Genomic DNA, 22,273 nt, shown 5'->3' on the forward strand with positions numbered 1-22,273 from the left:
AAGTCGATGCCGACCAGGACGGTGTCGCCGCGCAGGCCGGAGACCTTGCCCAGGGACCAGGTGTCGCCCGGCCGGGCGGTGGAGAAGCCCACCAGACGCTGGTCAGCGGTGAGCCCGACGCTGATCAGTCCGCTCTTGGCCGCACGGCCCGTCGGCGTGAAGTCGCCGGACGCCTCCGCGGTGGCGACAGCCGGGAAAAGCAGGCTGGCGGTGGCCGCGGCAGCGATGGCGGTCGCAGCGAATCGAGTACGCACGAGAAGGCTCCGTTCGATCAATGACCCGCACTGGACATCAGGGAGTCTGCGGATAATTCGCCGCAGACAGACGGCAGGACGGGCCTCGGAGCGGCAGACCATCCGTTCGGCCCGCAATAGTCATCACGGCGCACCTACCAATGCGGCATCGGTTGGCCGCCGCACCGGTCGGGATCTACGGGCTCGCACCGCCGCCGGTTCTGGCCCCCTGCCAGCAGGCCAGGTCAGAGGGTGCAGCGGGCTTGGCCTTGAAAGGGCGAAGCATGCGCGACTTCACCGGAACCGCCGAACAGCTCCCCGACCGCACATGGTCACCGTGGGTCGGGAAAGCCCGACCCACGCACCCGGCCACGCTCCAAAGAGGCACCCGCATAGGCCCGCTCCGCGGAACGCCGCACAGGTCCTGTCCGGACTGCGCTCCCTGTCCCCGGCCGGCTCCCCGGAGCCCTGAGCTCCTGTTGCCATGCCCGCATGCGAGCGCTCAGGACGCGACCCGCGTCCGGCCCGGCCAGGGGGCAAAGCGGCGGACCGCGGCCCGGGCCACGGCGTGCGTGTGCGAAGCCAGGCGCTCAGGACGTTGCGGGGACCGCGGCATCGATACCCTGGGCAGTCACGATCTGTGCGCTTCCGTCGGTGAGGCGATAGGACAGACCCACTACGGCCGTCCGGCCGTCCGCCACGCGATCGGCCAGCACACGGGAGCGTTCCAGTAGCAGGTCGGTGGTGCGCTCGATGTGCTCGGCAAGGATCTCCTCGGGCCGGTCACGTCCCACGGCGCGGGCCGCGAGGACACTGGGTGTCACCCGCTCCACGACATCTCGCACGAAACCGCCGGGAACCCGGCCGCCGTCGGCGGCGGCGCAGGCGGCCGCGATGGCCCCGCACGAGTCATGGCCCAGCACCACAACGAGGGGACAGTCCAGCACGCTCACGCCGTACTCGATGCTGCCCAGAGTCTCCGCGCCGACGACATGTCCCGCGGTGCGGACAACGAACAGATCACCCAGGCCCTGGTCGAAGATGATCTCGGCAGCCAGCCTGGAGTCCGAACAGCCGAACAGAACGGCGAAGGGCTTCTGCGCGGGAGCAATGACGGCGCGGCGGGTGGCGTCCTGGTGCGGGTGCTCAGGCGCACCCTCAATGAACCGCTGGTTGCCCGCCATGAGCAGATCGAAGGCTTCACGGGGCTGGGGAGTCGTGGTTTCGGTCATGGTCTGCAGACTACGGTCCAGCACCGGTCGCCGTAGTCGCGGAACGCTTGGATTCAGAAGGAATCAGAAAAGTCAATATCTCTTCGAATATTCGTGGCACATGGTGCACCCTCGATGCCACACAGCAAGGCGACGCAACGCGCGTAAGCGTGTTTGACCTGGCCTTTCTCCAACCACTCAAGATGCATGCCGGAACCGCTCGTCAGGCGCAATCGATTACGCTACGGTGGGCGAGCGCGCCAGAGAAGAGAGCGCTGGCCGCATCCGAGGTCGTGCACTCCGGAAAGGGCGGGCTATCAGCACGGCAAAGCCCTGACGGAGCGACGCGTCGATCCCCCTCGGGCAGACCCTTCGCCTTCGCGCTACCTGTGGAGGCGAAGGGTCGGCCGGGGTCACGGCCAGAAGCACCGCTGCGCGAGCACCGTCGCCATTCGGCCGGAGCAACTGTGCTGCAGGCCGCTCGGATTGCCCCTCCGCCGGCCTGCTTGCACAGGACGTTTCAGTGCCCCGTGATCGAATCCCGATCTCGACGGTCAGTCGGACTGCCTCGTCGACGAAGCGCGTGCATCGGGGGCGCCGACCGCGGCGCTCGCCGCCGGGCCGCTCCGCCTGGCCACGGGGTCCTCAGGACGGTCCTGCCTGCGACTGCTGCCGCCGCGGCACCATCGACGCGAACCCCCTTCGACGGCCCGCCGGAAAGCTCCGCTACGGGCGGCCCCTGAATCCGCCGACCCGTACCGCCGACGGCAGGGCGACGAACGACGGCACGCGCGCGGACCAGCGTGGCGGGACACGGGGGGAGGCCCGCCGGCGGTCAGCGTGCCACGCCGGCCGGGGCGGCGCCCAGAGCGACCCGCTGTCAACGTTCTGACGTTTCGTCAGAGTGTAGGCGACGTCGCATCATCGGCTTCCTGCCCGCGCAGACGATACGAGAGCGAGATCATGGACGACAGGCCCTTCACCTTCTCCGCGACCACGGACGGCAGTTCCCCCCTTCCTCCGCGTGAGGCATGGAGACGGCGGATGCGGGACGACGTACTGGACGCGGCGCGCACGATGGCGGCGGAGAAGGGCTGGGACTGCGTCAGCCTGTCGCAGGTGGCAGCCCGCGCCGAGGTGTCACGGCCGACCGTCTACAAGGAGTTCGGCAGCCGCGGTGGCCTGAGCCGGGCGCTGGTGCACCGCGAGGCGGAGCGCTTCCTCACCGGTGTGGACCACGCGCTGCGACAGCCCGCGTCCACCGCCACGGACGCACTCGCCGCGGCAATCCTGTACGCGCTGCGGGAGGCGCAGGAGAACGTGCTCGTCGCCTCGGTGATCAAGGCGGCGCGCAACGGCACCGACTCCCTGCTGCCCTACCTCACCGCGCGCTCGGAACCGGTGGTCACCGGAGCCCGGCACCTGGTGCGCTCGTGGTGCCAGACTCACTACCGGCAGTTCGACACCGTACGAACGGACCAGGCAGCCGATGTCATCGTGCGCCTCACCCTGTCGCACATCGTGCTCCCACCACCCGAGCACTCACTGCGCGAGTCGGCCGAGGTCATCACCGCGGCAGCCACGGCCGTACTGGCCCGACCGACTGCACCTGACGCTCCGTCAAAACATTGACAAGGCGTCCCCGATTGTCAGCGCTCCGGGCCACTGAGACGCTCTGCCCCGTCGCAGTCGACCGCCCGCAAGGAGCACACCCCGATGACCGCACCCTCGACGACACCACCCGCGTCCCCCGCCGGCACGCCCTGGCGTGACCGCAAGCGCTACGCGTGGCTGCTCGGCCTGGCGGTCCCCACACTGCCGTTCCAGGCAGCGGCGCTGGTCGCGGTGAGCGACTGGCAGGTGCTGTGGTGGTGGGGACCGTTCTTCGCCTTCGTCATCATCCCGCTGCTCGACGCACTGATCGGCCCGGACCAGGAGAACCCCCCGGACGAGGCCATCGGCATGCTGGAACAGGACCGCTACTACCGCTGGTGCACCTACCTCTACCTGCCCCTGCAGTACGCCGGACTCGTGTACGCATGCATGCTGTGGTCCGACGGCATGAGCGTCCCCGACGCCCTGGGCCTAGCCGCCACGGTGGGCGTCGTCGCCGGTGTCGCCATCAACACCGCCCATGAACTCGGGCACAAACGGGAGACCGTGGAACGCCGGCTCGCCCGCCTCGCGCTCGCCCAGTCCGCCTACGGCCACTTCTACGTCGAGCACAATCACGGCCATCACATCCGGGTCGCGACCCCCGAGGACCCCGCGAGCTCGCGGCTCGGTGAGAGCCTGTGGGCGTTCCTGCCCCGCACCGTCGCGGGCAGCGTGCGGTCGGCCTGGCGCCTGGAGACCCGCCGCCTAGACCGCCGCGGCCAACGCGTCTGGTCACACCGCAACGACGTACTCACCGCGTGGGCACTGACCGCACTGCTGTTCACGATCCTCGCCGCCGCCTTCGGCACCGTGGTCCTGCCCTACCTGGCCGTCCAGGCCGCATGCGGCGTCCTGCTGCTCGAAACGGTCAACTACCTGGAGCACTACGGCCTGCTGCGCGAGCGACGCCCGGACGGACGCTACGAGCGGGTCGCCCCACGCCACAGCTGGAACAGCAACAACACCACCAGCAACATCTTCCTGTACCAGCTCCAGCGCCACTCCGACCACCACGCCAACCCCCTGCGCCGCTACCAGACCCTGCGCCACTTCGACGAAGCACCCCAACTCCCCTCCGGATACGCCTCCATGATTGTCCTGGCCTGGGTAACCCCGCTGTGGCGCCGGGTCATGGACGCCAGGGTTCTGGCGCACTACAACGGCAACCCGCAGCGCGCCAACCTCCACCCCCGCCGGTCGATCACGAGCGCGCGGCGCAACCACCCGGTGATGTGAGCCCTGAGCCCCACGCCGGAACTCCCTCACCCTCCGGCGGCGCTGCGCGGCCGCCGCGAGGTGATACCGCGGGCCATCACGTTCGCGAGCCGCCCGCTCCGTGATCTCTCGCGCAGCATCAGTCCACAACCCGAGGCCCGGAGGTCCCGCCAGCCGTAGGTGTCGCAAAACTTCGCAAGACACGGATGCATCCACCCCCACACGAGTGGAAGAACACCTCCCCGTCATCGGCACCACACACTCGCCTTGGGGAGTCAAACACCATGACCCGCACCGCTCTTGTCGCCGCGTCAGCCGTCGCCGCGCTGGCGATCGCCGCCCCCACCGCCTCCGCCACCCCCCACACCGTGCCCGTCAAGAAGGGCCACACCTCGGTGACCGTCGCCCCCGCGATCGCCAAGGCCCTCCTCTCCAACGGCATCGCCCCCATCGTGACCCGCCCCGGCAAGCCCTCCCTGACCACGGTCGGCAACCAGCCCACCCTCAAGGCCACCTACCCCGTCACCGGCGGATCCCTGACCACCAACCCCCTCGGCGGCAAGATCCTCCACAAGGGCGGTCTGAAGTTCACCAATGTCTTCAACGGCCGTTCCCTGGAGGTGAAGAACTTCACCATCGACCTCAACAAGGCCCAGCTCACCGGCCGCGTCGTCGGCACCGAGACCCGCGTCCCCGTCTTCAAGCTCGACCTGTCCACCGCAAACGTCAAGCTCACCAAGCACGGAGCCGACGCCACCAACGTCACCCTCAAGCTCACCCCCGAAGCCGCCGGCGCGCTCAACACCACGCTCAAGACCAAGGTCTTCGCCTCCGGCCTCACCATCGGCACCGCCAACACCCACCCCCGCTTCTGACCCCCCACCCCCACAACCCTGGTGGTGCCTCCAAGCCCGGAGGCACCACCAGGGCCGTTTCCGGGCATATGAACCCCCGCGGCAGCCGTGGTGCGCGGAGAGCACGTCAGGCCGCACGCGCGGTCGGGCACCCCTGCGAGGGGCGAGGCAATCACCGCCAGTCCGTATCATGTGTTTCAGAATGTCACCCTGTATTCTCAGATGTACCGCGTGATACTTTGGCTCGGACGTCCTGGCGAACGCCCTCCACCTGCCCCTGACGAAGGAGTCACATGACCGTGCAGCGCAGAGAGCGCGACCTGATCGGCGAGAGGGCCGTACCGCAGGACGCCTACTACGGGATCCACACGCTGCGCGCGTCGGAGAACTTCCCGATCACCGGTATCCCGCTGTCCGCACACCCCGAACTCGTCGCCGCGCTCGCCTGCGTCAAGGAGGCCGCCGCCCTGACGCATCTCGACGCGGGAACCCTGCCGCAGGCGCAAGCGCACGCCATCGCCGAAGCATGCGGTGAGATCCGGCAGGGTCTCCTCCACGAGCATTTCGTCGTCGATGTGCTGCAAGGGGGTGCCGGCACCTCGGCGAACATGAATGCGAACGAGGTCATCGCGAACCGCGCCCTCGAGATCCTCGGGCACGCGCGGGGCAGGTACGACATCGTCCACCCCAACGACCACGTGAATCGCGCCCAGAGCACGAACGACGTCTACCCGACGTCCGTAAAGCTGGCGCTGCACTCCGCGTCGAACGCTCTGCTGGAGCAGATGGCGGAGCTGGCCAGGGCGTTCGAGGACCGGGGAAGGGCTTTCGCCAAGACGGTGAAGCTCGGCCGCACCCAGTTGCAGGACGCCGTACCGATGACGCTTGGGCAGGAGTTCGACACGTACGCCCTCACCGTGCGCGACGATGCTCAGCTCATAGGTGCCGCGGCGGGTGCCTTGTGCGAGATCAATCTCGGCGGGACGGCGATCGGCACGGGGCTGAACACCGATCCCGGCTTCGGCCGTGCTGTGATCGCCCGTCTCGCGGATCTCTCAGCCGTGGCCGTGCGCCCGGCCCGGGACAGAATCGAGAGCACGCAGGGAACCGGAGGTTTCCTCCAGCTCTCCGGCGCGCTCCGGCAGTTCGCCGTGCGGTTGTCGAAGATATGCAACGACCTCCGCCTTCTGTGCTCGGGACCCCACGCGGGGCTGGCGGAGATCCGTCTGCCTCCCGTCCAGGCAGGGTCGAGCATCATGCCGGGTAAGGTCAACCCGGTGATCCCCGAAGCGGTGAACCAGGTCTGCTTCGATGTCATGGGCGCCGACGCCGTCGTTGCCGCGGCCGCTCAGGCCGGTCAGTTGCAGCTGAACGCCTTCGAGCCGCTGATCGCGCATCATCTGCTCAACTCGGCGAACAGGCTGGCGGCGGCATGCGGTGTTCTCGCTCAGCGGTGCGTTCGCGGTATCGAGGCGAATGAGCAGCACCTCTCCAGTCTTGTCGAGGGATCGGCCGGACTGGCCACGGCGTTGAACCCTGCGATCGGGTACCGCCGCGCGAGCGAGCTCGCGCGGCGGTCCATCGAGACCGGACAGGGTGTCCGGCAGTTGGCGCTGGAGGGCGGTTTGGTGTCGAGCGAGGAGCTTGATCACTTGCTGGATCCGTGGCGCCTGGCGCATCCCGCGCAGTGAGGGGCCTCGCCGCCCACGGGGTGAGCCGACCGGGCCGCCGACGGGAGCAGGAAGGGCGTTCCTTCAGCTCGTTCCCTCAGCCCAGCCCCTTCAGCTCTTCGACAGGGTGCAGGAGTAGGGGGAGCTCCCCGACCCGCTGTACGCCTCGACGTCGACGTAGTACGTGCCCGTGCCGGTCGCGGTGCGGGTGAAGGTGAGGGATTCGTCGGTTCCGGCACCGTCGTTGACCGAACGGGTGAGTGTGCTGCCGGCCGAGTCGAGCCAGTACACGTCCGCATCGTAGGCGTCCGGCACGGCACAGTTCAGCGAGGCGGTCTGTCCTGAGCCGAGAGTGGTCTTGAAGTAGTCGCGATCGCTCGTGGACTTCATGCCGCCGGTGATGGTGGCGGGGGCGGACAAGGCGGTGGCGTCGTTGGCCTGGTCACGCGTGTCGTTCGGTTCGCTCTCGGCCAGTGTGCTTCCGCCGCTCTGGGGGCTGCAGTTGGTGACGGGCGTGCCGTTGTAGAGGTTGGCGTCGGGGGTTCCGTTGGTGACGCTGCGCAGGTAGTAGCCGCAGGTGGGGCGGTTCTTGAAGTCGAATGTGGTGCCCGGCGTCAGGCGCCAGATCTTGAAGTTGGAGTACGTGAGCGGCTTGCGGTCGACGGCCTGTTCGGGCTGGTGGTCGCCCAGGACCACGTACGCGTCCTTTCCGTACTGCGTACCGAGACCGTTGCGGTCGATGAACAGCGATCCGCCGCCTTCCTCCACACCGACGCCCCACGCGGCGCCGCCGGTGGTGAGACCGTCCTTCACCGCCCGGGCGACGAATGCCATGGTGCGGCCCATACGGTCGCGGGTGACGAAGTGGGAGTCGTTGATGACGCCGCCGTAGTTGGCCCACTGGAACATGCCCGTGGTGAAGCTGATGGCGCGGTCGTAGGGATTGGCGAGGGCCTGGGTGCTGGTGACGCTGCCGTTGCAGGCGTCGTAGACCACGGGGCTGTTGATGTGGTGCCCCGCGCTGCCGCCCCCGGACCCGCCGCCCTTGGCCACCACGGACTCCACGGACGCTTCCAGCGCCGTGCCCTTCCATGCGGCGTATCGACACTGGTCGCCGCCGGCGAAGTAGACGAACTCGGCGTTGCGGATGTCCGTGTTGACCTGGCTGTTGTTGCCGTCGCTGGCGGCGGTGAGGGTCCAGGTCGTACAGGAGTTGACGCCCGTGACGGTCATGATGGTGTCGCATTCGGGTGTCTTGCTCCCGGAGGTCGGGGCCGAGCCCGCGAGGACCACGACGTCCAGGCTTCCGGTGCCGCCGCGGATGGCGTCGACCGCTCGGGACATCGAGGCGGTCACCACACCTCCGGCGCCGTTCATGGTGAAGGCGGGCCCGTTCCAGGTGGTGCGGCTGACGTCGGCTGCGCTGCCGAGTCTGATGCGGTCGGCGGCCGCGTGGGCGGGGTGGTGAAGGGCGAGCGGCAGCGACACGGCGAGCAGGGCTGTGGCTGCGGGTATGAGTCGGCGGGCATGACGAGGCGTCACAGGGTCTCCAGTGGGTGGGAGTTGGGCACGTCCTGCCGTACGCGGCTGTCGCTGGGGACGACGAGGTACGTGGGGTTGGTAGCGGAAGATACAAGCCAAGCCATAGATCCGGTAGATGTATGAGGCTGGATAGTCATTCCGCCTGCGTGTTTCAGCAGGCCGCAAGGCATAAAACCGCGCAAAAGGAGATCAGATGCCGCCACCCGAGGCCTGTTACCCGAATGAAACGTGCGATACATCTAGCCAAGTTTCAGTCGACTCTGTAACTTCCCTGATGTGCTGCTGACGACAGGGGTTCGTCGGCACAGATCCCGAGAGGTTCCCTCACGATGAACGCTCGTCTCGCATGGCGTGTCTCCGCTGCATCGGTGGCAGCGCTGGCCCTCACGACCGTCACCGCGTGCGGAGGAGGTGACGACTCAGCGGCGCCCGCAGCGGACGGAAAGGTCACTGTCGCCGGTACGGCCATCAAGAAGGACAAGGCCCTGCACAACTCGCTGCCGGAGCAGATCAAGAAGGCGGGGAAGGTGAAGGTGGCCACCGACGTGCCCTACCCGCCCTTCGAGATGTTCGTGAAGGAGGGCGAGAGCGAGCTGACCGGTCTCGACTACGACCTGGGCCAGGCTCTGGGCGGGAAGCTCGGCGTGACGTTCGAGTTCACGCCGCAGAAGTTCGACGGCATCGTTCCCGCGATCCAGGCGGGCAAGTTCGACGTCGCCATGTCGGCCATCACCGACAACAAGGAGCGCCAGCAGGTCCTCGACTTCGTCGACTACTCCCAGTCGGGATCAGGCATCCTCGTCGGCGAAGGCAACCCCGCCTCGATCGCCGATCTGGACGGACTGTGCGGCCAGAAGGTCGCTGTCCAGGCAGCCACCAACCAGCTCGACCTGCTCAAGTCACACCAGAGCACCTGCGCCGACGCCGGCAAGAAGAAGATCGACATCCAGACCTACCCCAAGGACTCCGACGCGCAGCTCGCCCTGCGCTCGGGCAAGGTCGTGGCACAGGTCCTCACCAAGCCCGCCGCAGGCTGGGTCGCCAAGACCGCCGACGACGGAGGCGCCTTCGACCTGGTGGAGGACCCCGCGGCCCCGGGCGGCTACAACGCATCGCCCAACGGCATCGCCGTGAGCAAGAAGCTGCCCGAACTGACGGACGCGATCCAGAAGGCCCTGCAGGCGCTGATCGACGACGGCACCGTCAAGAAGATCTACGACAAGTACGGTGTGGCCTCGATCGCGGTGAAGGAAGCCACCAAGAACGCTGCGGTGGACTGAAATGATCGACATCAAGGATTCCGTCACGGCACAGTCCAGCAGCGACCCGACCACGACGGAACTCGAAGTCGTACCGGTGCGCAACTACGGGCGCTGGGTCGCGGCCGCCGTCTCGCTGCTGGGGCTGGTCGGGCTAATCGGCTCGCTGGCGAAGAACGAGAACCTGCGCTGGGACATCGTCGGTGACTATCTCTTCGCCGGCCTGATCTTCGACGGACTGGCCACCACCCTGTGGCTCACCGCCGCCGCCATGGTTCTCGGGCTCGGACTCGGCACGCTGATCGCAGTGATGCGCCTGTCCTCCAGCCCCGTGCTGTACGGCATCGCCAACGCCTTCGTCTGGGTGTTCCGCGGCACACCGCTGCTCGTACAGATCATCTTCTGGGGTTACGCCGCAGCTCTCTACAAGTACATCAAGATCGGCGTCCCCTTCACCGACATCACCTTCTTCCAGGCTGAGACGAACAGCCTGCTCACGCCCGCGGTCGCCGCTCTCCTCGCGCTGGGACTCAACGAGGCCGCCTACGCCTCCGAGATCGTCCGGGCCGGCATCCAGTCGGTGGACACCGGCCAGGCCGAGGCCGCCCACTCCCTGGGCATGCGGCCGGTGCTCACCATGCGCAGGATCGTGCTGCCGCAGGCGATGCGGGTCATCATTCCCCCGATGGGCAACGAGACCATCAACATGCTCAAGATGACCGCTCTGGTCTCGGTCATCGCCGCGCACGACCTGATGTCGAACATCCAGGACGTGTACGCGCAGAACTACCAGGTCATTCCCATGCTGGTGGTGGCATCCATCTGGTACCTCGCCCTGGTGACCCTGCTCAGCATTCCCCAGGCGTGGCTGGAACGCCGCTACGGGCGCGGATCGGCCCGCGCCGGCCACACCCCTCCGCTCCAGCGCATGCTGGGCGGCGCGGCCGGTCTGTTCGGCAAGAAGAACAAGGAGGACGGCCGATGACCGCGGCCATGGTGCGGGCCGAGGGCGTGCGCAAGCACTTCGGCAAGCTCGAGGTGCTCAAGGGCATCGATCTCGCAGTCGAACGGGGGCAGGTGTGCTGCCTGTTGGGGCCGTCCGGTTCCGGCAAGTCGACGTTCCTGCGCTGCATCAACCACCTGGAGAAGGTCGACGGGGGCAAGCTCACCGTCGACGGCGAGCTCGTCGGCTACCGCCAGCAGGGCAACAAGCTCCACGAACTGCGTGAGCGCGAGGTGGCCGCCCGACGCCGTGACATCGGCATGGTGTTCCAGCGCTTCAACCTCTTCCCGCATATGACGGCACTCGACAACGTCATGGAGGCCCCCGTCAAGGTGGCCGGCGTGCCGAAGTCCCAGGCCCGCGAGCAGGCCCAACTGCTGTTGGAACAGGTCGGGCTCGGCGACAGGGGCCACCACTACCCCGCCGAGCTGTCCGGCGGTCAGCAGCAGCGCGTCGCGATCGCGCGTGCGCTGGCCATGAAGCCCAAGCTGATGCTCTTCGACGAGCCGACCTCCGCCCTGGACCCCGAGCTCGTGGGCGATGTCCTCGATGTCATGCGGCAACTGGCGGCCGACGGCATGACCATGGTCGTCGTCACCCACGAGATCGGCTTCGCCCGCGAGGTCGGCGACACCGCCGTCTTCATGGACCAGGGTGTCGTCGTGGAGGCCGGAGACCCGCGCCAGGTGCTGATCGAACCGGAGCAGGAGCGTACTCGCGCCTTCCTGTCCAAGGTCCTGTGAGCGCCCCGCCGCAGCAGGAGCTGTCCGCACAGCTGCTCGACCTCGCCAGCTCGCGTCGCTCCCAGTACCTCGAAGACCTCCGCGAGCTGGTGTCCATCGACTCCGGCTCCTACGACGCCGACGGCGTCAACCGGGTCGCCGACTGGGTGCAGCAACGCCTGCACCACATCGGATTCACCGTCGAGCGCGTCACCCTCCCCACCGGCGAGGGTGGCCGGGCAGGAGACGCCCTCGTCGCCCGCAAGAAGGGCACCCTGAGTGCGTCGGACGGTGGCCGGCGCGTCCTCCTCGCCGGTCACATGGACACCGTCTTCGACCGGGGAACCGCGGCCGCCCGCCCGTTCCGCCTGGACGGGTCCATCGCCCACGGCCCCGGAGTGAGCGACGACAAGGGAGGGCTGCTGGCCGGTCTGACAGCCCTGGAGATCCTGGACGCGCACGGCATCACCAGCTATGACGAACTGGTCTTCCTTGCCACCCCGGACGAGGAGATCGGCTCCCCTGCCAGTCGCCCCCTCATCGAGACCACCGCGCGCGGCGTGCACTACGGCCTCGGCCTGGAATGCGCCCGCGAGAACGGCGATCTCGTCATCGGCCGCAAGGGTGTGGCCGACTTCCAGATCACCGTCACAGGTCGGGCCGCGCACGCCGGGATCGAACCGGAACGCGGCGCGAACGCCGCTCTGGCGGCCGCCCATCTGATCGTGGACCTGCAGTCCCTCAACGGCCGTTGGGACGACGTCACGGTCAACGTCGGCATCGTGCGCGCCGGCAGCCGCGCCAACATCGTCTGCCCCGAGGCCGAACTCCGCCTCGAAGTGCGGGCCGCGACCACGGACGACGTCGAGCGTGTACGCCTGGCCATCCGGGAAGCCGCCGATCACCCGGCCGTCGCCGGCACCACCATCTCCGTCGAGCAGATCGATCTGTGCCCGCCCATGGAAGTGACCTGCATGTCCCAGCACATGCTCGAACTGGCCCGGAAGGCTGCCCTTCCCGTCGGTCTCGACCTGGGCGCGACTACCACCGGCGGAGTCGGCGACGCCAACCTCATCGCCGGAACGGGCGTGCCCACCCTGGACGGGCTCGGCCCGGTCGGCGGAGCCGATCACACCCCGCAGGAGTGGCTCGACACCACCAGCGTGCCGCACCGCATCGCTGTGCTGGCCGCGCTCGTGGCGGCCCTGGGACACGCCGGGAACAGCGCGCCCTGACCCGCCGCTCCCGCAGGCACTGCAACCGGGACGGAGCAAGCACCGTCCCCTCCCGTCATCCGGCAGCCCTCCCGGGGCTGCCGGAAGCAGCCCGGGCCGCACCGCACCCGACGGAAAGGCCCGGGCACACCTCTCCCACAGAGCATGGAGATTCCGTTGCATGCACATCACGGCCTCACCCGGCGCGCCGCCCTCGCCGGCAGTCTCGCCCTCACCCTCCTCGCTGCCGCACCCGCGGCGGCAGACTCGGCCACCGGGCGTCCCTCGGCGAACGGCGGCTCGCTGGTTCTCGTAGGCGGCGGTCTCAAGGCGGACAACACCCAGGTCTACGGTGAGATCGTCCGGCGTGCCGGCGGTCCGTCCGCGCGCATCGGCGTCATCACCGCCGCCTCCGTGCCCCAGAGCCAGGACCCTGACGCCGACGATCCCGAGCGGTGCAGCAACTCGGTCTGCAACGGCGCCTACTACGTCGACCTGTTCAAGCAGCACGGCGCCGGCGACGCCGAATGGATCCCGCTGGACCTCGACCACATCGACAACGCGGACTCCGACGCCGTCGTCGCCCAGGTCAACTCCATGAGCGGCTTCTTCTTCGGCGGCGGAGACCAGTACCGCTATGTGCAGACACTGCTGCGCGGTCCCAAGCAGGCCGATTCCAAGGTCCTCGCCGCCATCCGCGCGAAGCTCCAAGGCGGGGCGGTCGTCGCCGGCTCCTCCGCCGGCGCGCAGATCGTCTCGGGACCGGACATGGTCAGTGGCGGCGAATCCTACGAGGGGCTGCGGGACGGCAGCGCTGCCGGCTACTTCGAAGACCCCACCCGGCTCGGCTACATACCGCGCGGAGGCTTCGGCTTCCTGCGCTCCGCACTCATCGACACCCACACCGGAGCGTACGGACGTGAAGGCCGGGCCTACCGTCTGGCCGCCGACACGGGCCACGATCGGGTCTACGCCCTGGAGGAGAACACCGCCATCGTCGTGGAGAACCCCGGAACCCGGCACGAGCACTTCGCCGTTCTGGGTCCCCACGGCGTCGCCGTGCTCGACCTGCGGAAGGCACGCACCGCGAAGACCAAGAGCGGTTGGGCCCTGCGCGGAGCCCGCTACAACTACCTCACCGACCACGACCGGTACGACGCCCGCACCTGGCACGCCCTGCCCTCGGCGGACAAGAGCCGCCTGACCGCCACCAGCAGCACGCCCGTGCCGGTCAACAGCGACATCTTCTACTCGACCGCCAACCCCGACGGAACTCCCTACTCCTTCCGGACGACGGCCCGCGCGCTCGCCGCGACGCGGGCACAGAACACCGCGACCGCCACGACCTTCGAGACCGGTCCGGGCTTCGACGTCACCTTCAGCAAGACGGCCTGCTTCACGGCCTGGACCAGCGATGGCGCCACCGCCCACACACTCCTCGGCCTGCGGATCAACATCGCCGCGCGCTGAGTGAAAGGCTGAGCCGTCGTCGGAGTCAGATCACTGACGCCGACGACGGCTCAGCCCGCTCATCACCCACATTTCGCCGGCCCACACCCGCCCTACGCAGCCACGGCCGACCGGACCGCACGAGTCAGGCTCACAGCAGCCCCGTTCGCCGAGCCACCGTCTCCCCCTCCTTCATGTGCTCATGCGCGGCAGCACCCAGCCGGTCGAGCACCGAAGAGATCAGGTTCTCGATCACCGCAAGCGTCGGAGTCAGGCTGTCGTAAGCGGAGGCGGAGGAGACCTGGCTGATGAGGACGACGTCCGCATGCGCTGAGGCGGGAGAGAGCCAGGGGTCCGTGAACACGATGACCTTCCCGCCCCTCTCCCGGGCGAGCTCCGCGGTGAGCGTCATGTCCTCTTCGTAGCGGCGGTAGTCGAAGACAACCGTCAGGTCACGCCGGCCGAGCTGAGTGAGGAAGGAAGTCCGCTCCACGTCCCGGTCCGGGAGAAACGCGACCTGGTCACGCACCTGCATGAGGTGAAGACCTAGGTAGCGGGCCAGCAAGTGGGTGAACCGGCCACCGGCCAGGTTGACCCGGCGGCGGGGATCACTGAGCAGCCCGGCCGCCGTGTCGAACTCGTGCGAAGACACTTCCCGGAACGTCCGGGACAGGGCCTGCTGCACCAGGAGCAACCCCGGATGAGAGTCCGCTTCCCGGTCGGATGCCGCTGCCCCGACGCTGCTCTGCGCCAACTCCGCCGACTCGTAGAGCGTAATGGGCGAGGCGTTGCGAGCGTCGAGTTCCGCGCGCAACGCCGCTTGCAGGTCCGGAAAACCGCGGTATCCCAGCCGGGACGCACAGCGCAGCACCGTGGGAGTGGAAACCCCCGCCCGCTCGGCGATCGTCGCCACCGTTTCGAATACAGCCGCGGGATAGCCGGCCAGCAGCACACGAGCCACCTTGCGCTCGGCAGGACTGAGATCGCCCAGCCTGCCGCGGATCTCGTCGGCCAGCGTGCCGCTCATGTGCGGATCCTCCCGGGATGTAGGTCGGCGGCATGGCGCCGAGAACTGCCACTCAGTCGAGGCCACGACTTCGGCACACCGCCTGCGGAGGCGTGCCGACCTCATCTGCCAAAGCCCTCAAGCAGCGAACGCCAGTACAGCCGCCCTGCCGATGCCGACCAAATGTACCGCCTGTTACGGCCCGAGGATAGGCGCCGCCGACACGCAAGACCTCGCCCGCAGCATGAAGCAGCGCCGGGGCATCGCCGCGGCCCTGTTGCCCGACCCGGAACTGCTGATTCTCGACGAGCCCACCAACGGGCTCGACCCCGCGGGCATCGTCGAGGTCCGGGGCCCGCTGGCAGACCTGGCGCGCGCGGGCCGGACCGTCATCGTCTCCTCGCACCTCCTGTCCGAGATCGAGATGGTCTGCGACTTCATGGTCGTCATCCGCTTCGGCCACCTGGTCCACTCCGGCCCCGTCACCGATCTGCTCGCTCGCACCGGGCAGCGGAGCGAGATCGCGGCAGAACACGAACAGGACACCGCGTCGCCGCTCGCCCTGCTGTCGGCCGAGAGTCGGTAGGCCGAGCACACGTCCGATGACCGGTACCAACGATCAAGATCTCGCGGCAGCCCGCGCCTGGGCCGCGCAACGGAAGACGTCATGATCAACACGGTGCGCAGCGAGCTTCTGCGGACTCGTCGCAAGGGGGGTCGTTCTCGACTGGTTCGGCCTGACGATTCTGTTTCACTCTCATGATCAACATGGTGATGGCCGAGGTCGTCGACTCATCGCAGGCTCAACCCGAGGGCGGCCCCGGCGTCTCCTTCCCCACACTCGATCAGTGGCAGGCGGCATCACGGCAGGCCAGTCCTCGGCCGCCAGCATGTACGGAGTGGTCGCCCTGTCGTTCTGGGCGACCGTGACGGTCGGCGACTACAGCAGCAGCCTGATCCGGTTGACGGCCTCCGCGCAGCCCGATCGCGTTCGACTGCTGCTCAGCACGGCCGCAGCGCTGTCCCTGTGGACGGCCGCCGTCACGACCGTGGCGCTGATCACCTACCTGGTCATAGCCCTCATGGCGGCTCGGAGCGCGGACCTCGACGTCTCCGCGTGCGTTCAGCCTCGGTCACGATCGTCTTGGAGATGATGTGGTTGGTGTTGGCGGCGTGCCGCGCCTCTTTGCGGGCACGGGCCTTGAGCCGCCGCTTGGCGCTCTTGGTGCGCTTCTTCTGGAGCTTGGCGCGCAGGGCGAGCTGCCGCTTGCGGTACCGGTTGAGGCCCCGCCCGGCGGCGAGGTAGCCGGTGGAAGCGGTGGCAATGTTCTCGATGCCGAGGTCCACGCCGATGAAGCCGTCCGGCTCGTACTGCTCGGCCTCGGGCACGTCGCAGGTGGCGACGAGGTAGAACACGCCCTCGCGCTCGATCAGGTCGGATTCTCCCTGCCGCTGCGCCTGGAGCATCGTGAGCGCGTCGGCGGAGCAGGCGAAGCGGATGTTCTTGACCCGGCCGGCCACGGTCCAGATGGACACGGTCCGCTGGTCGTACTGCCAGCTCAGGCACCGGTCGTCATACGGCTGGGCGGCCTCGGGCCGGAAGGTGACCGGCTTGGACTCAACCTTGCGGCGACGCCTGGAACCGTCCTTGCCGAGGTTCCCGGCACGGATGTTGGCCCCCAGCGTGGTGTACGCGTCGCGCACCTTCTTGATGACGTGCTGCGCGGCCTGCGCTCCCAGCCCCCGCGCCTTGAGTGCGGCGTAGGTGTGCTTGCGCAGCTCGTACTCACGCGGCACGCCGTGTTCGAACGCCACCTCCGACACCCGGTTCGCGGCGTCGTTGACCGTACGCAGGGTCCGCTCAAGCACGGATGCCTGCACGGCATCCGGCATGAGCTTGACCTGCGCCACAATCTTCACGAGCGTGATCGTAGCAATGCTCTATGTCACCACGCTGGGAACCCAACCCCACATCCGCAGGGGCCATAGCGTCGTCTGCACCCTCCACGCACACTTGGCCTTCACCCCCAAGTACCGGCGCGGACCATTCACCGACGAGATCCTTCGGCGCTGCGAAGAGGTCATGCGCGACGTGTGCATCGACTTCGGCGCCCAGTTGCGGGAGTTCAACGGCGAACGCGACCACGTTCATCTGCTCGTGCACTACCCGCCCAAGGTCGCCATCTCCCGGCTGGTCGGCTCCCTCAAGGGTGTCTCCGCCCGGCGCCTCCGGCAGGAGTTCCCCGGCCACATCCGCACGTACCTGTGGTGTCAGCACTTCTGGTCGCCGTCCTACTTCGCCGCTTCATGCGGGGGCGCCCCGCTCGCCGTCATCAAGGAGTACATCGAGAATCAGAAACGTCCCGGCTGAGGTCAACAGCGCAGCCCCGTGCACCCGCGCGGGTCCGAGCAGCGTTACTGACTTCAGCTCGTCGGGGTGAATCTTCGCGAAGTCACTGAAGGGCTTGTGGTGGCGGCTGTATTCCGTGGTGGGTGAGGTATGCGGATGGGGGCGGGCTGACCACTGCGGGGCGGCAGCGCCGTGAAACGGTACGGATGCAGGCAGCCGAGCTGTTCGAACAGAAGATCAAGCCACCGGAGGCCGCACGGCGCCTGCGGGTGAGCGTGAAGTCGAGTTACCAGTGGCACCAGTTGTGGCGGGACGGGGGTCGTGAGGCTCTGGCCTCCCGTGGCCCGAGCGGTTCGCGATGCCGTCTGTCACCGCGCTGCCTTCAGAAGCTCGCCGGGTATCTCGAGCAGGGGCCGGCCGCGCATGGCTGGGTGGAGGACCAGTTGTGGACCGCGGCGCGGGTGGCCACGCTGATTGGCAGGAAGTTCCACGTCTCCTACAGCGTCTCGGGTGCGACGAGGCTGATGCACCGGCTCGGCTTCAGCCCGCAGGTCCCCGCACGGCGGGTCGCCGAGCGCGACGAGCAGGCCGTGGCCGCGTGGAAGGAGGCGACCTGGGCTGAGGTAAAAGAGCCCGGGCGGCCTGCGGGGCTACATCTGCTTCGAGGACGAAGCCGGGTTCACCCGTCGGCCGCCCAGGGGACGCACCTGGGGCCGACGCGGCCACACGCCGGTCGTAACGGTGAGCGGCCGCCGCTCGGGGCGCCTGTCGGTGGCCGGGCTGATCGCGATGCGGCCCGGTTCCCGGACCCGGCTGTGCCACCGTCTGCGCACCCACCCAGCGGGCAAAGGCACACGCCGCAGCATGGGCGAGCGGGACTTCATCGCGCTGATCGACGGCGTCGACCAGCTCCTCAAGGCACCCGTCGTGCTGGTCTGGGACCGCCTGAAGACCCATGTGTCCCGCGTCATGCGCGAGTTGATCGCCGAGCGCGAGTGGCTGACGGTGTTCCTGCTGCCCGCCTACTCACCCGACCTCAACCCGGTCGAGTGGGTACGGGCGCACGCCAAACGCAGCCTGACCAACCTCGCCGTCGTCGCCCTCGACCGGCTCGAAGTACTCGTACGCAACCGGCTCAAGCGCCTTCAGTACCGTTCCGGCACCCTCGACGGCTTCATAGCCGGCACCGGCCTGGCCCTCGACGAACCACCGTCACCCTGACAAGCCGAAGTCAGTAAGAAGCGCTTCCCCCGGGCGTGAACGCCCGGAATTCCGCGCTAGATCATGCTGAAGAATCAGGTGGGGCCGTCCGGTGCTGTGTGACGGCCCGCCTGTCCTGTCCCCTGGGTCATGTGCGGCTCTGTCGCGTGCTGCTGGGCGGTCACGGCATCGGCGGCCGCCCCCGCCGTCAGGTAGTCATGGGTACCGGTGATGTCGAGGAGCCGGTCGAGCGCCGGGGGCCGGTCGTCCAGGTGGAGACACACACCGGCGGCCGCGGTGAGGCGGCCGATCATCAACAGCGCGGACAGACCCATCGAGTCGACGGTGCCCAGGCCACCGCAGTGCAGGTGCAGGTCGACCGGCTGTGGCCGGGACGCCAGTTGAGCCGTGGCCTCTTCCAGGAGCTGGTCGGCGGTGTCGTAGTCAAGGTCCCCGATGATCTCTATGCGGATGGTGTTCTCGGCGTCGACCGTGACCAGGTGAAGGACGGGAGGAAGCGGGGTCATGCGGGTGTTCCTATGAGGCTGGAGTGGACGGCGGTAACGTCTTCGGCTCCGCGGCGGAGGGCGCCTCGTCCGCGGAAGGCCGGTGAGCTCACGGGCGAAGAACTCCGCGGTGGGGAGCCGAGTGGCGCTCATGCGGTGTACCTGCCACGGGTGTGGCCGTTCACCGCGCTCAAGTGGTGGGTACGAGGCGCGGAGATCGCGACCATGGCGATGTCGTCGTGATCGCGGTTGCCGATCCACTGCGAGGCAAGCATCTGGAGGTGTTCCACGATGCCCGCAGCGGGAATCCCGGCACATCCGGCGAGAGCACGTCGAAGGCGTTCGTCACCGAAACGGGTGTCGCCCAGCGGACCCCCCTTGGCTTCGGTGATGCCGTCGGTGTATAGAACGCAGGACTCCCCGGGAGCAAGCGTGAGCGTAGCGGTGCGAGCGCGGACGACCGGCAGCGCCCCGACCAGCGTGCCGCGGGTGTCGGCTTCCTCGACGGTGCCGTCCGCACGGACGATCAGCGGACTCGGATGACCGGCGCTGGTCAGTCTCACACGCACGTCGTTGCCCTGACGGGCGGCAGAGGCCAGGACAAGCGTCGCGAATCGCGCACGATGGGAGGAGAGCAGTGCCGTGTTCAGCAGGCTGAGCACCCGTTGGTGGTCGTCCGCCATGGGCAACAGCGCATGCAGCGTGTTACGAATCTTTCCGGCGAGGACAGCGGCCTCCAAACCCTTGCCGCAGACATCCCCGAGCGTGACGAGCGACGGCTTGCCCTCTGCAGAGGCAGGGTGCACGTCGTAGAAGTCGCCCCCGATCCGCTCGTGGTCCGCCGCAGGGCGGTAACCGCCCGCGAAATCAACTCCCGCAATCTGGCGCAGCGTTGGAGGAAGCAGCTCGCGCATCAGCACCTGGGTGGTGGCCGTCTGCTCCGCGTACAGGCGAGCGGCCGACATCGCCGCCCCGGACCGTGCGGCGAAAAGACGTGCGAAGCCCTCTTCCTCGTCCGTGAAGGAGCCGCTGGACGTCTTGCGCAACAACACCAGCGCACCCGCGGGAACACCGTGCCCGGGCAGCGGAGTGATGACTATGGCCCCGATGGGGCCGAAGCCCTCGGGGATCATCCATGGCGGGGCCGCCGACGGGTCGAGCCACCGGGAAGGGACGGGCGGAAACCCGCGCAGGGCTTCACCCAGGCCGGGCACGCCGTCGGGATCGAAGGCAACCAGTGACATCGTAGGTACACCGCCGCGCAGGCAGGTCACCACAGGCAGCCGGTGAGCGCGGGTCGGCGCGACAACCAGAGCCGCGTCGGCGAGGCTCTCAGCGGCCATCTGTGCGGTCACGTCCATGCAGTGCGCCAGGTTCATGGACGAAGGCAGCCTGCTCGACGCCTCCGTGAGGAAAGCGGTCCGCTCCCGTTCCGTGCGCAGTGCGGCACGGGCGAGCTGATGGTCGGTGTCGTCCACCAGCCACCATGCGACCGTGCCGTCGTCGCGCACGCTCGGGTGCGCCTCGAAACGGCGCGCTGCGATCACACCGGTCAGGGGATCGCCCAACTCCCGTCCGGTGGCCGCACCTTCCAGGCACAGAGCCTCGTGGGCCGCGACCAGCCAGACCGGAACGATGTCAGCGAGGCAGGTTCCGGGGTGGGCTTCAGGCAGAAGAGCCTGCGCGGCATCATTGCGCTGGAGGAGAACTCCGGCAGCGTCACAGACCAGAACGGGTTGGGGGGCGCCACGCCACGGGAAGTCGGACTCCGCCTCCACGGCGATCTGCGCTCGGGTAGCCACCAAACATCGAGGACCCGCTGAGCGAATCCCTCACCTCACCCACTCGTAAAGAATCATTGTCTTTGGACAACAATCCCTCACGGGGCACCGCTCTGACAACCCGCCTTCGACTCGCCCCACCATCTCCACAGTTGTGAAGGAAATGCGCCGGTTACTCCTGCAGCGTCAGTCCGCAATCCTGGTGAGCACCGCACGGCTCTCCGGCGTCAGCGCCCCCGCACCGAACAGCCTCCTCACCTCTGCGACAGAGCGCCAACTGACCTGCGCGACCTCCCGTGCATCGGGAACGACCGAAGCCGCCGGGATCCGGCACTCGTACAGTCCCATCCAGTGCGGGGTGGGGCTGTCCAGGTTCCGGAACCTGTCGACGGGCCGGGCGCGGACCCGTAGACCGAGCTCCTCAAGGACCTCGCGCTGCGCCGCCCGCTCATAGGACTCCCCCGCCCTGACCGCACCGGCGACGAAGGGCTCCAGCCCTCCCGGAAAACGCAGGTTGGAAGGGGACCGCTCGACAAGGAGAACCCTTCCGCCCTCATCGCGACAGACAACGGCAATCACGCGATGCAGCCAACGATGGCGTACGGCCTCGGCGCGAGATGTCACGGCCATGACATGGTCCACAAGATCGACCCGGTACACCCACTCCCCGCACCGACGGGCCCAAGCCTCGTCGGAGCAGGCACCAACCCCGGTCACCGAAAGGGACTGTCGACGCCGGCCGCAGCCGGCCTGCCGACGCGCGAAGGACAACAGCCGACGGGGCACACGTCATGGCTGGCGCCGAGAGCGCCCAGCACGCAAGGGGTGGACCGCTCGCCGCGCTCGGTGGCCGCGCGCTCCAGGACCAGGTCACGCACAGCCGCAACGAAGCGCGGGTCGGTACCCACCGTCGCCGACCGGCGCATGGGCAGCCCGAGCTCTTCGGCCTTGGCCTTCGCCTCCGTGTCCAGGTCGTAGAGGACTTCCATGTGGTCCGAGACGAACCCGATGGGGGCCACGACAACGGCAGTCGCGCCCGACTCGTGCAGGGCTTCAAGGTGATCGCAGATATCGGGCTCCAGCCACGGGATCTCCGGGGCGCCGGAGCGGGACTGATAGACAAGCTTCCAGGGGTGGTCTACGCCGGTGCGCTCGCGGACGGCATAGGCAACCAGGCGGGCCACCTCCAAGTGCTGCCTGACATACGCGCCACCGTCGCCATGGCCTTCGACGGGGCCGGAGGTGTCCGCAGAGGCCGTGGGAATCGAGTGGGTGGAGAACGCGAGGTGGGCATCGTCGCGGACGTGCTCGGGGAGGTCGGCCAGGGAGCGCAGCACGCCGTCGGCCATGGGCTCCACGAAGCCCGGGTGGTTGAAGTAGTGCCGCAGCTTGTCGACCCTCG

The 22,273-nt window shown here is 68.3% G+C and carries 20 protein-coding genes and 2 pseudogenes; 12 read left to right on the plus strand and 10 right to left on the minus strand.

Features of this window, described 5'->3' with window-relative positions; all coding sequences use genetic code 11:
* A pseudogene (locus tag ABT296_RS36400) lies at positions 1-254 on the minus strand (DUF4394 domain-containing protein); the annotation flags it as partial.
* Between the two features lie 569 nt (positions 255-823).
* Positions 824-1,465 (minus strand): carbonic anhydrase, encoded by a 642-nt coding sequence (locus tag ABT296_RS36405; RefSeq protein ID WP_351934069.1) that lies wholly within the window; start codon positions 1,463-1,465, stop codon positions 824-826.
* 1,023 nt (positions 1,466-2,488) lie between these two features.
* On the opposite strand from ABT296_RS36405, the gene ABT296_RS36410 reads away from it, so the two are divergent.
* The 4 genes from ABT296_RS36410 to ABT296_RS36425 all read left to right on the plus strand — a co-directional run bounded on the left by ABT296_RS36410 (position 2,489) and on the right by ABT296_RS36425 (position 6,860).
* Positions 2,489-3,076 carry a TetR/AcrR family transcriptional regulator gene (locus ABT296_RS36410; protein WP_351934071.1) on the plus strand — a complete coding sequence of 196 codons (588 nt, stop codon included), beginning with the start codon at positions 2,489-2,491 and terminating at the stop codon, positions 3,074-3,076.
* Positions 3,077-3,160: 84 nt separating this feature from the next.
* Positions 3,161-4,336 (plus strand): alkane 1-monooxygenase, encoded by a 1,176-nt coding sequence (locus ABT296_RS36415; protein WP_351934073.1) that lies wholly within the window; start codon positions 3,161-3,163, stop codon positions 4,334-4,336.
* Between the two features lie 263 nt (positions 4,337-4,599).
* The gene (locus ABT296_RS36420) at positions 4,600-5,190 is read left to right on the plus strand and encodes an AsmA family protein (protein ID WP_351934075.1); all 591 of its coding nucleotides are present in this window, start codon (positions 4,600-4,602) and stop codon (positions 5,188-5,190) included.
* A gap of 272 nt (positions 5,191-5,462) precedes the next feature.
* Positions 5,463-6,860: an aspartate ammonia-lyase gene (locus tag ABT296_RS36425; protein WP_351934077.1), complete on the plus strand. Its 1,398-nt coding sequence runs from the start codon at positions 5,463-5,465 to the stop codon at positions 6,858-6,860.
* Between the two features lie 90 nt (positions 6,861-6,950).
* Here the strand turns inward: ABT296_RS36425 and ABT296_RS36430 are convergent, their stop codons facing one another.
* Complete coding sequence (locus ABT296_RS36430; RefSeq protein ID WP_351934079.1) at positions 6,951-8,381, minus strand: hypothetical protein; 1,431 nt, start codon at positions 8,379-8,381, stop codon at positions 6,951-6,953.
* Between the two features lie 368 nt (positions 8,382-8,749).
* On the opposite strand from ABT296_RS36430, the gene ABT296_RS36435 reads away from it, so the two are divergent.
* The 5 genes from ABT296_RS36435 to ABT296_RS36455 all read left to right on the plus strand — a co-directional run bounded on the left by ABT296_RS36435 (position 8,750) and on the right by ABT296_RS36455 (position 14,049).
* Positions 8,750-9,661, plus strand: coding sequence for an ABC transporter substrate-binding protein (locus tag ABT296_RS36435; protein ID WP_351934081.1), 912 nt, complete (start codon positions 8,750-8,752; stop codon positions 9,659-9,661).
* Position 9,662: 1 nt separating this feature from the next.
* Positions 9,663-10,625 (plus strand): amino acid ABC transporter permease, encoded by a 963-nt coding sequence (locus ABT296_RS36440; RefSeq protein ID WP_351934083.1) that lies wholly within the window; start codon positions 9,663-9,665, stop codon positions 10,623-10,625.
* On the plus strand, positions 10,622-11,386 hold the full coding sequence (locus ABT296_RS36445; RefSeq protein WP_351934085.1) for an amino acid ABC transporter ATP-binding protein: 765 nt from the start codon (positions 10,622-10,624) through the stop codon (positions 11,384-11,386). The genes ABT296_RS36440 and ABT296_RS36445 overlap by 4 nt, the downstream gene beginning before the upstream one ends.
* Positions 11,383-12,600 (plus strand): M20 family metallopeptidase, encoded by a 1,218-nt coding sequence (locus ABT296_RS36450; RefSeq protein WP_351934087.1) that lies wholly within the window; start codon positions 11,383-11,385, stop codon positions 12,598-12,600. Before ABT296_RS36445 ends, ABT296_RS36450 begins: the two co-directional genes overlap by 4 nt.
* Positions 12,601-12,756: 156 nt before the next feature.
* Positions 12,757-14,049: a cyanophycinase gene (locus ABT296_RS36455; protein WP_351934089.1), complete on the plus strand. Its 1,293-nt coding sequence runs from the start codon at positions 12,757-12,759 to the stop codon at positions 14,047-14,049.
* A gap of 130 nt (positions 14,050-14,179) precedes the next feature.
* Here the strand turns inward: ABT296_RS36455 and ABT296_RS36460 are convergent, their stop codons facing one another.
* Entirely contained in the window at positions 14,180-15,055 is an 876-nt protein-coding gene (locus tag ABT296_RS36460; RefSeq protein ID WP_351934091.1) for a MurR/RpiR family transcriptional regulator, read from the minus strand.
* Positions 15,056-15,278: 223 nt separating this feature from the next.
* Here ABT296_RS36460 and ABT296_RS36465 point away from each other — a divergent pair, with 223 nt between their 5' ends.
* Entirely contained in the window at positions 15,279-15,620 is a 342-nt protein-coding gene (locus ABT296_RS36465; protein WP_351934093.1) for an AAA family ATPase, read from the plus strand.
* A 354-nt stretch (positions 15,621-15,974) separates the two neighbouring features.
* Here ABT296_RS36465 and ABT296_RS36470 read toward each other — a convergent pair whose 3' ends face one another.
* Together ABT296_RS36470 and ABT296_RS36475 are read right to left on the minus strand one after the other, a co-directional pair.
* Positions 15,975-16,097 carry a hypothetical protein gene (locus tag ABT296_RS36470; protein ID WP_351934094.1) on the minus strand — a complete coding sequence of 41 codons (123 nt, stop codon included), beginning with the start codon at positions 16,095-16,097 and terminating at the stop codon, positions 15,975-15,977.
* 47 nt (positions 16,098-16,144) lie between these two features.
* Positions 16,145-16,927, minus strand: a pseudogene (locus ABT296_RS36475) (nuclease/transposase family protein); the annotation flags it as partial.
* 43 nt (positions 16,928-16,970) lie between these two features.
* Here ABT296_RS36475 and tnpA point away from each other — a divergent pair.
* Together tnpA and ABT296_RS38810 are read left to right on the plus strand one after the other, a co-directional pair.
* Positions 16,971-17,405 (plus strand): IS200/IS605 family transposase, encoded by a 435-nt coding sequence (tnpA, locus tag ABT296_RS36480; RefSeq protein ID WP_351934104.1) that lies wholly within the window; start codon positions 16,971-16,973, stop codon positions 17,403-17,405.
* 122 nt (positions 17,406-17,527) lie between these two features.
* Positions 17,528-18,605, plus strand: a protein-coding gene (locus tag ABT296_RS38810) for an IS630 family transposase (protein ID WP_502977413.1) whose coding sequence is annotated in 2 segments (ribosomal slippage) — positions 17,528-18,033 and positions 18,032-18,605 — 1,080 coding nt in all. Because the reading frame shifts where the segments join, the coding sequence is not laid out codon by codon here.
* Positions 18,606-18,679: 74 nt separating this feature from the next.
* Here the strand turns inward: ABT296_RS38810 and ABT296_RS36495 are convergent.
* The 4 genes from ABT296_RS36495 to ABT296_RS36510 form a co-directional block, all read right to left on the minus strand.
* On the minus strand, positions 18,680-19,111 hold the full coding sequence (locus ABT296_RS36495) for an STAS domain-containing protein (RefSeq protein WP_351934096.1): 432 nt from the start codon (positions 19,109-19,111) through the stop codon (positions 18,680-18,682).
* A gap of 128 nt (positions 19,112-19,239) precedes the next feature.
* Positions 19,240-20,868, minus strand: a complete 1,629-nt coding sequence (locus ABT296_RS36500; protein WP_351934098.1) for a PP2C family protein-serine/threonine phosphatase — start codon at positions 20,866-20,868, stop codon at positions 19,240-19,242.
* Between the two features lie 189 nt (positions 20,869-21,057).
* Positions 21,058-21,450: an NUDIX domain-containing protein gene (locus ABT296_RS36505; RefSeq protein WP_351934100.1), complete on the minus strand. Its 393-nt coding sequence runs from the start codon at positions 21,448-21,450 to the stop codon at positions 21,058-21,060.
* Positions 21,451-21,584: 134 nt separating this feature from the next.
* Positions 21,585-22,273 (minus strand): ferrochelatase (locus tag ABT296_RS36510; RefSeq protein ID WP_351934102.1); only part of this gene is annotated, 689 nt, incomplete at its 5' end.

The sequence above is a fragment of the Streptomyces sp. NPDC000983 genome (genome assembly GCF_040299205.1).
Classification (GTDB): Bacteria; Actinomycetota; Actinomycetes; order Streptomycetales; family Streptomycetaceae; genus Streptomyces.